11 protein-coding genes and 2 tRNA genes are annotated in these 13,883 nt (G+C 71.2%); 7 read left to right on the plus strand and 6 right to left on the minus strand.

Translation table 11 applies throughout. The features are described from left to right. Nucleotides 1-166: 166 nt before the first annotated feature. The 6 genes from ehuB (at nt 167) to ACFYR3_RS25290 (ending at nt 4,611) form a co-directional block, all read left to right on the plus strand. Entirely contained in the window at nt 167-1,096 is a 930-nt protein-coding gene (gene ehuB, locus ACFYR3_RS25265) for an ectoine/hydroxyectoine ABC transporter substrate-binding protein EhuB (RefSeq protein ID WP_355850954.1), read from the plus strand. Next, nucleotides 1,093-1,836 carry an ectoine/hydroxyectoine ABC transporter permease subunit EhuC gene (gene ehuC, locus ACFYR3_RS25270; protein WP_355850957.1) on the plus strand — a complete coding sequence of 248 codons (744 nt, stop codon included), beginning with the start codon at nt 1,093-1,095 and terminating at the stop codon, nt 1,834-1,836. The genes ehuB and ehuC overlap by 4 nt, the downstream gene beginning before the upstream one ends. Beyond that, nucleotides 1,833-2,483 (plus strand): ectoine/hydroxyectoine ABC transporter permease subunit EhuD, encoded by a 651-nt coding sequence (gene ehuD, locus ACFYR3_RS25275; protein WP_355850960.1) that lies wholly within the window; start codon nt 1,833-1,835, stop codon nt 2,481-2,483. Before ehuC ends, ehuD begins: the two co-directional genes overlap by 4 nt. A 70-nt stretch (nt 2,484-2,553) precedes the next feature. Then, entirely contained in the window at nt 2,554-3,321 is a 768-nt protein-coding gene (ehuA, locus tag ACFYR3_RS25280; RefSeq protein ID WP_355851042.1) for an ectoine/hydroxyectoine ABC transporter ATP-binding protein EhuA, read from the plus strand. A 253-nt stretch (nt 3,322-3,574) separates the two neighbouring features. Beyond that, complete coding sequence (locus tag ACFYR3_RS25285) at nt 3,575-4,333, plus strand: IclR family transcriptional regulator (RefSeq protein ID WP_389284782.1); 759 nt, start codon at nt 3,575-3,577, stop codon at nt 4,331-4,333. A gap of 204 nt (nt 4,334-4,537) precedes the next feature. Continuing rightward, nucleotides 4,538-4,611, plus strand: a tRNA-Lys gene (locus ACFYR3_RS25290). Between the two features lie 173 nt (nt 4,612-4,784). On the opposite strand, the gene ACFYR3_RS25295 is transcribed toward ACFYR3_RS25290, so the two are convergent. The 6 genes from ACFYR3_RS25295 to ACFYR3_RS25320 form a co-directional block, all read right to left on the minus strand. Continuing rightward, nucleotides 4,785-6,086 carry a M18 family aminopeptidase gene (locus tag ACFYR3_RS25295; RefSeq protein WP_389284783.1) on the minus strand — a complete coding sequence of 434 codons (1,302 nt, stop codon included), beginning with the start codon at nt 6,084-6,086 and terminating at the stop codon, nt 4,785-4,787. A gap of 1,315 nt (nt 6,087-7,401) precedes the next feature. After that, nucleotides 7,402-9,261 (minus strand): AMP-binding protein, encoded by a 1,860-nt coding sequence (locus ACFYR3_RS25300; protein ID WP_389284784.1) that lies wholly within the window; start codon nt 9,259-9,261, stop codon nt 7,402-7,404. Nucleotides 9,262-9,333: 72 nt separating this feature from the next. After that, the gene (locus ACFYR3_RS25305) at nt 9,334-9,804 is read right to left on the minus strand and encodes a DUF3592 domain-containing protein (RefSeq protein ID WP_355850972.1); all 471 of its coding nucleotides are present in this window, start codon (nt 9,802-9,804) and stop codon (nt 9,334-9,336) included. A 134-nt stretch (nt 9,805-9,938) separates the two neighbouring features. After that, nucleotides 9,939-10,577: a lytic polysaccharide monooxygenase gene (locus ACFYR3_RS25310; RefSeq protein WP_355850975.1), complete on the minus strand. Its 639-nt coding sequence runs from the start codon at nt 10,575-10,577 to the stop codon at nt 9,939-9,941. Between the two features lie 253 nt (nt 10,578-10,830). After that, nucleotides 10,831-12,018 (minus strand): SPFH domain-containing protein, encoded by a 1,188-nt coding sequence (locus ACFYR3_RS25315; protein WP_355850978.1) that lies wholly within the window; start codon nt 12,016-12,018, stop codon nt 10,831-10,833. A 61-nt stretch (nt 12,019-12,079) separates the two neighbouring features. Then, nucleotides 12,080-13,420 (minus strand): peptidoglycan-binding protein, encoded by a 1,341-nt coding sequence (locus tag ACFYR3_RS25320; RefSeq protein WP_355850981.1) that lies wholly within the window; start codon nt 13,418-13,420, stop codon nt 12,080-12,082. A 204-nt stretch (nt 13,421-13,624) separates the two neighbouring features. Here ACFYR3_RS25320 and ACFYR3_RS25325 point away from each other — a divergent pair. Continuing rightward, nucleotides 13,625-13,698: transfer RNA gene (locus ACFYR3_RS25325), tRNA-Lys, on the plus strand. Nucleotides 13,699-13,883 lie beyond the last annotated feature (185 nt).

Below are 13,883 nucleotides of genomic sequence, written 5' to 3' on the forward strand. Positions count from 1 at the left end.
GACGATGCCCGTGACCCGGCCCACGTAGCCGCTGAGCAGCCGGAGCGGGAGCAGGCGGAGCAGTTCAACGACGGTCGTCACGCCCGGCGGTCAATGGCGCACCGGACACGTACGGGGCCGGAAACCGGTCCGAATACATCGCATGGTCCCGGGTAGCCGCGCGGCCATGGCTCCACCACTTGGAACAGCACGTGGGAACGCACGTGGAAATGACAGACACCCGTCCGGGACGACCCGCCGGTCGCTGCTCGCGGGGGTCGCGGCGCTCGGTGCGCTCGGCGCCGCCGGCTGCAGTCGCGTCGCCACGGCGTCCGGGACGGACGGCGGTGATCTCCTCGGCCGGCTGAAGGCGCAGGGCGTCGTACGCCTCGGCATCGCGGGCGAGATCCCCTTCGGTTACATCGACCGGGACGGCCACCTCACCGGCGAGGCACCGGAACTGGCGAAAGCCGTCTTCAAGCGGCTCGGCGTCGGGCGTGTCCAGCCGGTGCCGACCGAGTTCGGCTCGCTCATACCCGGGCTCAACTCCCAGCAGTTCGATGTCGTGTCCGCCGGGATGTACATCAACGCGGAGCGCTGCCGGCAGGTCATATTCGCCGACCCCGACTATCAGATGCTCGACGCGTTCATCGTGCGCAAGGGCAATCCGAAGGGGCTGCACGACTACAAGGACGTCGTGGCGAAGCAGGCCAGATTCGCGACGGGGACCGGCTACGCGGAGATCCAGTACGCGGTCGAGGCCGGGTACAGGGAGAGCGACATCCTGATCGTGCCCGACCAGGTGGCCGGGCTGAACGCGGTCGAGGCGGGGCGCGCCGACGTCTTCGCGGGGACCGCGCTGACCATCCGCGAGGTGGTGCGGAAGTCCAGCAGGGCGGAGAGCACGAAGCCCTTCACGCCCCTGGTCAAGGGCAACCCGCACATCGACGGCGGCGGCTTCGCGTTCCGTTCGCCGGAGACGAGGCTGCGGGACGCCTTCAACGTCGAGCTGCGGAAGATGAAGGAGAGCGGTGAACTCTTCCGCATCCTGCGGCCGTTCGGCTTCACCAGGGCCGAGATGACCGACATGACCGCGAAGGAGCTGTGCCGCGGATGACATCGGGACTCTGGAAACTCGTACTCGAAGGGATCTGGGTCACCGTCCAACTGCTGTTCCTCAGCGCACTGTTGGCCGGCGCCATGTCCTTCCTGGCAGGAATCGCGCGCACTTCGCGGCGGTGGATCGTCCGCTTCCTCGCGGGCTTCTACACCGAGGTGTTCCGCGGCACCTCCGCGCTCATCATGATCTTCTGGGTGTACTTCGTGCTGCCGCTCGCCTTCGGCTGGCAGCTCGTCCCGCTGTGGGCGGGCACGCTGGCACTGGGGCTGACGTACGGGGCGTACGGCTCCGAGATCGTGCGCGGAGCGCTGAACGCGGTCGACCCGGCGCAGCGTGAGGGCGGGATCGCGCTCAGCTTCACGCCCTGGCAGCGGATGCGGCTGATCCTGCTGCCGCAGGCGGTGCCGGAGATGATCCCGCCCTTCTCCAACCTTCTGGTCGAGCTCCTCAAGGGCACGGCGCTGGTCTCCGTGATGGGCATGGGCGATCTGACGTTCAGCGCCAACCTGGTGCGGCTCGCGCTCCAGCAGAGCGCGGAGGTCTACACGTACGTCCTGCTCATCTACTTCGTCATCGCCTTCCTGCTCACCCGGCTGATGCGCGGGCTGGAGAAGCGGCTCAGGGCCGGGATCGGCAAGGAGCCGGAGCGCGGCACGGCCGCGCGCGAGCCGAAGCGGCCCGGGACGGCGGCCGTGGGCGCCGGTGCCGGTGCCACCGTGGGCGGAGGTGCCTCATGACCTGGGACTGGAACGCTGTCGGCGACTTCATGCCGCACTTCCGGGACGGCCTGCTGGTCACCCTGCAGGCGCTGGCCCTCGGTTCGGTGATCTCGTTCACCCTCGGTCTGGTGTGGGCGCTGCTGATGCGGGCCCCGACCCGCTGGGTGCGCTGGCCGGTGGGGGTGGCCACCGAGTTCGTGCGCGACACCCCGCTGCTGGTGCAGCTGTTCTTCCTCTTCTACGTGCTGCCCGAGTGGAACATCACGTTCTCCGCGCTGACCACCGGTGTGATCGCGATCGGGCTGCACTACTCGACGTACACGATGCAGGTCTACCGGGCCGGTATCGAGGGCGTGCCCGCCGGCCAGTGGGAGGCGGCCACGGCGCTCGGCCTGCCCGTGCGGCGCACCTGGACGGCGGTGATCCTGCCTCAGGCGGTCCGCCGCGTGGTGCCGGCGCTCGGCAACTACGTCATCGCGATGCTCAAGGACACGCCGATGCTGATGACGATCACCGTGCTGGAGATGCTCGGCGAGGCGCGGCTGTATTCGCAGCAGCACTTCCAGTTCACGGAGCCGCTCACGGTCATCGGTGTGGCCTTCATCCTCATTTCCTATCCGGCTTCCCTGCTGCTGCGAGCCCTGGAGCGACGCCTTGTCCGCTGACACGACCACCGGCCCGAACGCCGGCACGAACACTGACCAGAACTCCGACCCGAGCACCGGGACCGACCCCCTGAAGGACCTTGCCAATCCCCCGGTGGACGGCAGCGAGCTGATCCGCTTCGACAAGGTCACCAAGCGCTTCGGGGACAACACCGTCCTCGACGGGCTCGACTTCCGCGTCGACTCCGGCAAGCACGTCACACTGATCGGCCCGTCCGGTTCCGGCAAGACGACGATCCTGCGGCTGCTGATGACGCTGACCCGGCCGGACGAGGGCACGATCACGGTCGCCGGGGACCGGCTCTTCCCCGCCGACGAGAAGCGGGTCCGCGAGGTCCGCAAGAAGATCGGGATGGTCTTCCAGCAGTTCAACCTGTTCCCGAACATGAGCGTGCTGAGAAACGTCACCGAGGCGCCCGTCACCGTCCTCGGCCTGTCCCGGGACGAGGCCGAGGAGCGGGCCCGGGAACTGCTCGACCTGGTCGGCCTCGCGGACAAGTGCGACCAGCGACCGGGCCGGCTGTCCGGCGGCCAGCAGCAGCGCGTGGCCATCGCCCGCGCGCTGGCGATGCGGCCGCAGATACTGCTGCTGGACGAGGTGACGTCCGCGCTCGACCCCGAACTGGTCGCGGGGGTCCTCGATGTCCTGCGTGACATCGCTCGCACCACGGACATCACGATGCTCTGCGTGACCCACGAGATGAATTTCGCCCGGGACATCTCGGACCAGGTCCTGATGTTCGATTCCGGCCATGTCATCGAATCCGGCCCCCCGGAGAGGATCTTCAGCGATCCGGAGCACGAGCGGACCAGGGAATTCCTCGGCGCGGTCCTGTGAAGTCCGGGAGTGAACGAGGGGCGGAGGGGGAGCACTTACCGGAAGGCGCGAGGTCCGGCCATTGGGGCATGCCTGAGGTGCGATGCCTTTGGCATATGCCAGGGTGGTGCGTTCCTGCTGAGAGGCATGGAGCGCGCCACCAATCTCGTCAACAGGCGCCCACAGATGGCTGCTTGACGGTTATCGTGGAGTGAGCCCAGCTGTCCGGACCGACGTCATTTTTGAGCCGGGCCATGAAGCGCAGGGGGAAACCGTGGCGCTGATGAACGAGCCGACCGCGCCGTACCACTCGGCCCAGGACGCGCTGCACGTCCTGGAGACGGTGTCGCAACACACCACCGGCGTCACCGAGGCCGAACTCGCCCGCCAGGCCGGCCTCGGCGCCGACCGGCTGACCGCACTGCTGCGCATGCTCCGCCGGGAGGGTTACGTCGAGCAGGTCACGGACGGCGCGTACGTCACCGGCGCCGCCCTGAGCCGTCTCGGTTCCACGCAGGGCCGCGACCAGGCCCTGCGCGACAAACTCCAGCAGACGATCGACCGGCTCCGCGACTCGGTCGGCGCCGCGATCTACATCAGCCGCTACATCGACGGAGAGGTGCACGTCACCCAGTACGCGGAGAGCCCGTCGAGCCCGGCGGTCAACGAATGGGTCGACTTCCGCTCCTCGGCGCACGCCAGCGCGGTCGGCAAGAGCCTGCTCGGCCAGCTCGACCACAACGGCCGCCGCGACCACCTCGCCCGCCACAAGATGGCCCGCCTCACCTCGCGGACCATCACCAGCGAGCGGCTTCTGCTGTCCCGCCTCGACTCCCAGCCGGCCACCGTGCCCGTGCTCGACCTCCAGGAGTACGCGATCGGCACGGTCTGCGCGGCCGTACCGATCACCGCCGGCTCCTCCGTCGGCTGTCTCGCCCTCTCCCTCCCCGTCGAGCACGCCCACCGGCTCCGCCGCGCCGCGGACACGCTGAACCGCGGAGCGACCCCGGTGCTGCTCTCCCTCGCGATCTGACAGCCACCGCACCGGACCCGCACAGGGCGCATACCGGGCCCACACAGGGCCGGCCGCCCGATTCACCCGCCGGCCCGGGGCGGGGCCGGTCGCGCGGTCGGACGGGTGGCCGGTCACACGGTCGAGCGGGTGGTCGGAAGCACCCCGGCGGACCAGGTAGTATTTCTTTTGTCGCCGCCCGCGGAAGCGGGAGGCGAGAGTCATGCGCCGCTAGCTCAGTTGGTTAGAGCAGCTGACTCTTAATCAGCGGGTCCGGGGTTCGAGTCCCTGGCGGCGCACCTTGGTGAAGGCCCTCCACTCCGTGGGGGGCCTTCACGCATGTCCCGGGACTCTCGCGCGATTCCCTGAATACCGGGAGGAGCCTCGCGCGATCCCTGGACTCCGGGACTCGCGCGCGACCGCTGGACGCCGGAAGGAACCTCGCACGACCCCTGGACGCCGGGAGCCCGGCCTACTCCGACGTGACGAACTCCGTCAGCACCCGCGCCAGCAGACCCGGATCCCGTGCCCCGCACAGCTCGCGCGCCGAGTGCATCGACAGCCCGGCCACGCCCACATCGACCGTCGCCACGCCGAGGCGGGCCGCGGTGATCGGGCCGATCGACGTCCCGCACGGCATCGCGTTGTGGGAGACGAACGGCTGCCACGGCACCTCGGCCCGTTCGCACGCGGCGGCGAAGGCCGCGACACCGGTGCCGTCGGTGGCGTACCGCTGATTGACGTTGACCTTGATCACGGGGCCGCCGTTGGGCAGCGGACGGTGGTCCGGGTCGTGGCGTTCGGCGTAGTTGGGGTGGACGGCGTGGGACATGTCGGAGGAGACGCACAGGGCGCCGGCGAGGGCGCGGTTGAAGTCCTCGGCCCCGCCGCCCCGGGCCGTCACGGCCCGGCCCAGCACCCGTTCCAGGAAGGGCCCCTGGGCGCCGGACTCCGATCCGCTGCCGACCTCCTCGTGGTCGAAGGCGGCGAGCACGGGTATGTACGCGGGCGGCCGGGCGGCGCCGGACGCGGCGACCAGGGCGGTCACGCCCGCGTGCACCGAGATCTGGTTGTCGAGGCGCGACGCGACGATGAACTCCTCGTCCGCGCCCAGGTATCCGGGCGGCTGGATGTCGTGCAGCATCAGGTCCCAGCCGAGGATCTCGGCGGCGTCGGCGCCCGCCTCGTCCGCGATCCGGCCGAGCAGGGCCCCGGGCCGGGGGCCGCCCAGCCCCCACAGTGGGGCCATGTGCCGCTGCCGGTCCAGGGCGAGCCCCTCGTTGACGGAGCGGTCGAGGTGAATGGCGAGCTGCGGCACCCGCAGCAGCGGCTTGTCGACGCAGACCAGCCGGGTCGAACCGTCGCGCAGGGCCAGTCGTCCCGAGACGCCGAGATCGCGGTCGAGCCACGTGTTGAGCGGCACACCGCCGTAGACCTCCACGGCGATCTGCCGCCACCCCGCCGAGCCGGTGTCCGGCGTGGGCTTGACCCGCAGGTTCGGTGAGTCGGTGTGGGCGCCGACGATCCGGAACGGGGTGTGGGTGGGGGCGCCCGGCGGGACGTACCAGGCGAGCAGCGCTCCTCCGCGGACGACGTAGCGGCCCCCCTCGGCTCCGGCCGTCCAGTCGTCCCGCTCCCGCAACTCCGCGAAACCCGCCTTCTCCAGGCGCTGCGCCGCGCTCGCCACCACGTGGTACGGCGAGGGGCTGGCTCTGACGAAGCTGAACAGGTCGTCGTTGTGTCCGCGGTCGAGCGTGTCATGCGTGGGGGACATGAGTGCCTTTCGGGTGTTGTCGAGGGTTGGGGTGGGGGGCGTCGGACCGTCCGGCCGGGCGCACGGTTCGGCCGGGTCGACGGTCCGACCAGGAGGCGGCCTGGACCGCAGGGGCATGACAAGTCCCAGCCTGGGCCCGGACCCTGGCTTCACCGACGTCACTGTCGTCGCCGACGTCACCGGCACGGACGTGAGCCGGGGCGACACCGCCCCGCGGCTTCCGTGTCCGCGATCCGGATCAGGCAACGCAACGCCCTTCTTCCCTCGGCTCGGGCCCCTGGCGCGCAGGCCTCTCGGCACATGTGCCCGGATATCCTCCCCGCGGAAAGCGGCAGGGATGCCTCACTCGGCCGTCGTTCGAAAGACGCCCGCCGCGCGTCACCCACCTCCGCGGACAGTCCGGTACGACCGACACCGGGCGGGCCGTGTACTGCGCGGAGGCACCTCCGGTCGCGACCCGGCGGTGCGGGTCGTGCACGGAGGCAACTCCGGCCGACAGTCGCTGGTGCGGGTCCTGCGCCAGGCGCACCCCGGTCGCCCCCTCTCCTGCGGTGGGCGCCCGACGGAGACAACTCCGGTCGGCAGCCGGGCAGGAGCAGCGCAGCGCCCCGGGCACGAAGCCGAACAGCCCTGCACCCGGGCACGGGCCACGACAGGCGCGGCGCCCCCCGGCGCGGAGCCGAACAGCGCAGCACCCGGGCGCGTAGCACGAGCAGCGCCGCAACCCCCGCCGAGAAGCCGCACAGCGCAGCACCCAGGCGCGGAGCACGAGCAGCACGGCAACCCCCGACGCGGAGCCGCACACCGCGGCGACCCAGGCGCGGAGCACGACCAACACGGCGCCCGGGCACGGAACACAAGCGGCGCAGCACCCGGGACGGAGCACGAGCAGCACGGCAACCCCCGCCGAGAAGCCGCACACCGCGGCGACCCAGGCGCAGAGCACGAGCAACACGGCGCCCGGGCACGGAACACAAGCGGCGCGGCAACCCCCGGCGAGAAGCCGCAGACCGCAGCACCCGGGCACGGAGCACGAGCAGCACGGCAACCCCCGCCGAGAAGCCGCACACCGCGGCGACCCAGGCGCGGAGCGCGAACGGTCGCAGGGGAACGAGCGGCCGCCGCGGCGACGAGTGGCGGCGGGGGGCGAGCGGTCACCGGGGGGACGAGTGGTGGCGGAGGGCGAGCGGTCACCGGGGGGACGAGTGGTGGCGGAGGGCGAGCGGTCACCGGGGACGAGGAGCGGGCAGGGGCGCTGGGCGGGAGGGCGCCGTCGGGTGGGCGCGGGAGTGCTTCCGGGGCACCGTCCGGGCAGTTACCGCGTCAGCAACTCCTCCCGGCCGCGCGCCCGGTACTGGGTCACCAGCCCGTCCAGGTCCGCCGGCGTCAGGGGCCGGTACGCCGGCTCCCCCGGGGGCCGCCACCACACCGGGTCCGGGGAGCGGAAGCCCTCGCGCCTCAGGCCCACCCGATGGATCTTGTTGGTGGCGGTGACCGGCATCCGCTCCACGATCCGCAGGAACCGGGGTGCCATCTTCGTGCCCAGGTCCGGCTGGGCGAGCAGGAACTCCGCGAAGGACAGCGGGTCGAAGCGGGCCCCCTCCTTCAGGGCCAGCGTCGCCATCACCTGGTCGCCCGCCACCGGATCCGGCACGGCGTACACCGCGACGGCGGCGGCGTCCGCGTACCGGGCGAGGATGTTCTCGATCATCGCGGCGGCGAGGTTCTCGCTGTCGACGCGGAGCCGGTCGTCGGTGCGTCCGGCGAAGTAGAGGAAGCCGTCGGCGTCACGGTAGAAGAGATCCCCGGTCCAGTACCAGCCCTCCCCCACCTCACGTCTCCCGGCCTCAGCCTTCCCCGCCCCGGCCTCCACCGCGTCACGCTTCCCTGCCTCAGTCCTCCCCGCCCCGGCCTCCCCCACCTCACCCCTTCCCGCCCGACCCTCCCCCGCCTCGACCTCCCCCGACTCACCATCCCCTGCCTCACCTACGCCCGCCTCGCCCTCCCCCCGCCGGGGTGACGCGCCCCGGCGCCGGGCGGCCTCGGCGTCGGGATTGCGCCAGTACCCCTCGAAGGGACTGGCGCCGCGGTTCACCAACTCCCCTATCGCGTCCGCGCCGTTGAGCAGGCGCCCGTCCTCGGCGAAGACGGCGGGCGGGCACTCGAGCCGGGTCCTCGGGTCGATCACCGCGAGGTCGTCGGCGGGCGCCGCCCGTCCGATCGCCCCGGCCGGGGTGCCGGGCGTGCGCTGAATGGCGGCGCCGCCCTCCGAGGAGCCGTACCCCTCGATGAGCCGCGCCCCGAAGCGCTTCTCGAAGGCGGCCGCGTCCACCGCGCCGGCCTCCGTGCCGAATCCCCTGCGCAGCGGGTTGTCACGGTCGTCGGGACGGGCGGGCGTGGCCAGCAGATACTGCACGGCCCGGCCGACGTAGGTGAAGTACGTGGCCCCGCAGGACCGTACGTCGGGGAGGAACCCGGACGCCGAGAAGCGGCGCCGAAGCGCGATCCCCGCGCCGGCCGCCAGCGCGGGGGCCCAGTCGGCGATCACCGCGTTGCCGTGGAACATCGGCATGCAGATGTAGTGGGTGTCGTCCGCGCGCACGCCGAAGTGATCGACGAGCGAGCGTCCGGCTGCGGCGATCCTGCCCTGGGTGCAGATCGCGGCCTTGGGCGCGCCGGTCGAACCGGACGTGAAGAGGAGCAGGAAGCGGCTGTCCGGGCCCGCCCCGCCTGCGTCCGGCTTCGCGCCCTCGTAGGCCTTGAGGAGCCCGGCATAGGCGTCCGTGTCGGTCACCAGTACACGTACGCCCGGGAGTTCGAGTCCGTCGAGGAGGGGCAGGTGGGCCCGCTCGGTGATCAGGACCCGGCACTCGGTGTGCAGGATGTCGCGGGCCAGTTCGGGGCCGCGCCGGGTCGGGTTGATCCCGGCGACGGCGGCACCGGCGAGGGCAGCGGCACTCAACCACAGGGGATATTCGGGGGTGTTGTCGAGCAGCACCCCCACATGCGGCTCGGCGCCGGGTGGCAGCAGGTCGGCGAGCAGTGCCGCCCGCGCCGCCGCGCCCACCGCCACCTGGTGATGGCTGATGACCTCGCCCTCGAACCACAGCCCCGGCCGGTGGTCACCCCACCGCTCCCGCACGAGCTCCCCGACGGTGCGCCTGCTGGAATCCATGGCAGTGCACGATAATTGACGTGTCGTCAGATGTAGAGAGGTGCACGCATCCGAGCCCGGGCGGGCGGCGCCTCAGATTCCGCCGAAGAGCGCGTCGCTGCCCGCGGACATCTCGTGGTACGTGACCATGAAGCCGACACAGAACGCGACGATCACGCCGCAGAACGCCAGCATGCCGAAGGTGCCCACGGCCACCCTGACCGGGTTCGGCGCATGGGCCGTCGCCTTGTCGGGGTGCTGGGCGGTGTAGTGCACGGTGACGATGTCGCCCTCGACGGTCGTCGGGCGGCCGTTCGCCTCTTCGAAGCGGATCGCACGGCCGTCGCGCGTGGTGAACTCGTAGACGTGGTGCAGCGTCGTGGTGACGGAGGTGTCGTTGCCGCCCCCGCTGACCGTCGTGTACGAGCGCAGACAGCGCGCCTCCGCGGTCAGTCCGCTGTTCCAGGCGCTGCGCAACTCCAGCGAGCGGCGGACAGCCTTGGCCGCCACGAACAGCATCAAGGTGATGATCAGGCTGGGCAGGGCATAGAAGAACACACTCATGACGATCCCCCGTCGGTCGGAAACAGCTCCCCGCACGCCGACCTGGTCGAGTCGACGTGCGGGGAACATACCCGCGCCGAAGGCGTCTTCGCCTCAAGGAAGGCTCAGAACACCCGCCTTGGACGTGCGGGGCCTCAGAACGTGACGTCCGCGCAGGAGTAGAACGCGTTCGTCGTGTCCGCGACCGTCCACACCCCGAGGATGATGTGGTGTCCGCTCCTGCCGCTCGGCAGGGTGCCGGTGTGCGAGAGCGTGGACGGGGGGCGCTGTCCGTTGTAGGGGACCGTCAGGAACGGGGTGGTCTCCAGGTCCGCGCGGGTCAGCGCGTGGTTCTGGTTCCAGCCGGTCTTGGTGATGAAGTACTTGAAGTCGGTCGTCGCGTGCATCGCGGTGAACTGCCAGCGGAAGGTGTAGGTCTGTCCCGCGGTCACCTTGGTCGTCGGCCAGGCCGTACCCGCCGGGGTCCTGGGCTGGTCGAGCTGGCTGAAGTTCGTGTGACTCGCGGAGCAGATCTGGCCATCGGCCGGGCCCGCCGCCGGGAAGCCCTTGAGGCCCTCGACGCTCTGCGGCTCCCATTGGATGTCACCGCAGTTGGCGACGATGCCGCCGTTCGCGGCACACATCTTCTGTCGGCTGAGGGGCTGGTCGGTGTAGCCATGGGCGCTGGCTCCGCCGGTGGAGAGCACGAAGGTGCCCGCCGTGGCGAGGCCGAGCGCCGCCGCGTACAACTTTGCTTTTCTGCTGGTGCGGGACTGGTTCGTCCGTGTGCGCATGCTGCCGCTCCTGGAGGACGTGGGGGATGTTCCCGTGAGCTGTGCGCGCGATGTTCAGGTCTAGACCAAGTACCAGATTATTGCGGGTAGTTGAACATGTCCATACCAATAGCGGACCTGTCCGCCCCGCCCGGTGATCCACGAGGGCACCTCCTGGCGATCCACGCGGACACCTCCCGGTCATCCGGGCGGACACCTCCTGGCGATCCACGCGGACACCTCCCGGTCGTCCGGGCGGACACCTCCCGGCGGTCTACGAGGACACCTCCCCGCGCCCTGTGCAGAACGCCACCGTCAGGTCCTTCACCAACGCCTTTCGCTCGTAGTCGTCCAGTTCGACCAGCCCCCGCAGGGTCAGCCGGGTCACCGTGTCCTCCACCGAGTCGACGACCGAGCCGAGCACGCTGTCGCGGTGCTGGGCGTCCAGGGCCGCGATCCGGCGGCGCTGCATCACGGCGGCGATCTCCGGCGCGTACTCGATCCGGGTCGGCTGCGCGGAGAACACCTCCAGGCCGACCGGGGCCGTGTCCGCGGCCACCATCCGGGTGAGCGCCTCGCCGACCGCGTCCGTGTTGCGCAGCGTCAGGTCCCTGATCACGGCGGGCGGCAGTTCGGCCGGCAACTGGGAGAGCACACGCGAGAGCGCCGCCTCCACGCACTCGCGCAGATACGTCCTGTGGTCGTCGACCGCGAGCGTCGCCCGTGCGGTGTCCTTGACGCGCCACACGACGAGCACGACCACCCGCAGTTCGACCCCGTTCGCGTCGACCACGGACATCGGCTCGCTGCGCCAGTGCCGCAGCCGCACGTCGACCCGGCGGCGCAGCACGAGCGGGTTGATCCACATCAGACCGGTGCGCCGGACCGTGCCGCGATAGCGCCCGAACAGACCGAGCACCCAGGCCCGCCCGGTCCGGCCGCGAGCGAGACCGCCGAAGCCGAACAGACCGAGGGCGCCCGCCCCGGCGTACGCAGCCCATTGCGCGGGTCCGAGCCCGGCGCCCATGCGCGCGTGCAGCTCCAGCGCCGCCGCCACGGCGGGCGGCAGCACACCCGCCCACCAGGTGGTGAGGGCACATCCGGCCACACCACAGGCCCCGGCCAGCACTCCCGCCGCTCCGGGCAGCACCCTTGCGGGCCGTTCCACCAGCTCGGGGTCTACCTCCGGCACCGGGCGCGGAGGTCTGCCGGGCGCCGGCCGCCGGATCCTCGGCTGCTCGCCGGTGCCGCGCCGGCGGCCCACGACGGCGGGTGCGAGCGGCACGGACACCGGGTCGGGGTCGTCACGGAAGAGCAGATGGACGGGGATCTCGGTGGTCGCCTCGTTCTGGATGAGCCGGCCGGACCGGTGGCCGCCGCCGCACTCGGCCGCCGTGTCGGACCGGGGTTCCACCGAGGGCGCTCCCTCGGGCTCCGGGATGTCGGACGTCGTCGTACTCATAGCTGCCTCCATGCCTCCGCGCCTGGAAGTGTGTTCCCGAGCCGTGGTGGACCCGGCCTGCTCAGGAGAAGAGCCGCCGCCAGGTCTCCGGTCCCGGATACCCGTCAGCCGCCCCGCCGCGCCAGCCCTGGGCCCGCTGGAACGCCTCGACGTTGCGCCGGTCCGCCTCGCCCCAGCGCGGCCCCGGGGCGGTCTTGTAGTAGGTGCCGAACCCCTTCTTGACCAGCTGCTTTCCGAGCTGGGTGACATGAGCGTCGTTCGCCCCGGGCCGGAACACCGCGCGCCCCGGATAGCCGGGCACGGTGTGCGAGGAGCCCGGGCCCGCCGTCACGGCGGGGATGTTCCTGCCCTTCTTCCCGACCAGGTACGACCAGGTCTTCGGCCCCGGCAGCCCGTTCGCGTCCGCCCCCGTCCAGCCCTGCGCCCGCTGGAACGCCTGGGTGGCCCGCCGGTCCGCGGCAGACCAGCGCGGCCCCGGTCCCTTGGTGTAGAAGCGGCGCCCGCCCCGGTCCGCCAGGAGCCGGCCGAGCTGGGTGACGTACGCGTTGTTCGCGCCGGTCCCGAAGTACGCGGCCCCCGGATAGCGGGTCGACGTGGACGGCAGCGGACCGCCCGCGCCCTCCGTGATCCCCTTGTAGCGATAGGGCACGTAGTGGCCCGAGTTCGTCCAGTACGCGTACGGGGTGGACCGCTTCCTGGTGTGCGGCGGGGTCTGCTCGTAGGCGACGTACTGCGTGTGCGTGTAGTCCGTCCAGCCTCCGAAGATGACGACGTGCGAGCCCTTCTCGGGGTTGTCGGGGTTGTGGAAGAGCAGGATGTCGCCCGGCTGGAGCCGGTCCCGGGTGATCCGCACGCCGAAGCTGTCGAGGCTGCCCGTCCATTCGTTGCCCGGCAGGTTCCAGGCCATCGAGACGAAGCCGGAGCAGTCCTGCCGGTACCCGTCCCGCCAGTAGTCGTCCATGCTGTACGGCACCTGCGCATTGATCCATGTCATGACCCGCTTGTAGATCTCGGCCCGGGTGGTGGCGGGTGCCCTGACCGCCTTCCCCGGCCTGACCGGCAGCGCCGGTTTCCCCGCCGGACCGTGCAACGGTGCCCGGTGGCCCTGGGGGGTGGTGTCGTACCCGTCGACCGGGGGAACGCCGGGCCGGGCGGGTCCGTGCACGGCGGCGACCGCCGGCACCGCGCCGAGGACGGTGCCCGCCGTGGCGGCCAGCGCGAGGGCCACGGGGGTTCGCGCCATCCCCGCGAGGCCGAGGACGTGAGCGAGAGACGCCGGACGGCCCAGGGGGCCGGACCCCCCGAGCCGCGACGAAAAGGGCAGGTCGCGCCGCCGGTGAACGCATCCGGGGCAATCACAGTCACTCGCGGGATCGAGTTCCTCGAATACCGGAGTCTTCATGCGATTCCCCTCGTACTCAAGATGGAAATGTCCGCAATTCTGCACGTTCGTCAGTTTCTCAACTGTCATCCGCTGTCGCACGTTGACGGTCCGAATGATGTACGGGACCACCCCCTGCCCGCCCCACAGCCTCCCGCCCGCCGTGGAGCCTCCGGCCCGGTCAGAAGCACCCCCGCGGGTCGGGTAGAGTTTTCGCGTCAGCAGGCGCCGCTAGCTCAGTTGGTTAGAGCAGCTGACTCTTAATCAGCGGGTCCGGGGTTCGAGTCCCTGGCGGCGCACCGACCGAAGGGCCCCCTCGCGAGAACGAGGGGGCCCTTCGTCATGCCCGCGAGGCGGCCCGCCGACCCGGAGCCGGGACCGAAGCCCGGACCGGAGCCGGCATCGGGTCCCCTTTTCGTACTCGCGTCCCAATAAACGCGTATGACCGGTTAACACCGCGTTTCGCATCTTGCGATCATGACGG

This window comes from Streptomyces sp. NPDC005784 (genome assembly GCF_042871525.1).
In the GTDB taxonomy this organism is placed as follows: Bacteria; Actinomycetota; Actinomycetes; order Streptomycetales; family Streptomycetaceae; genus Streptomyces.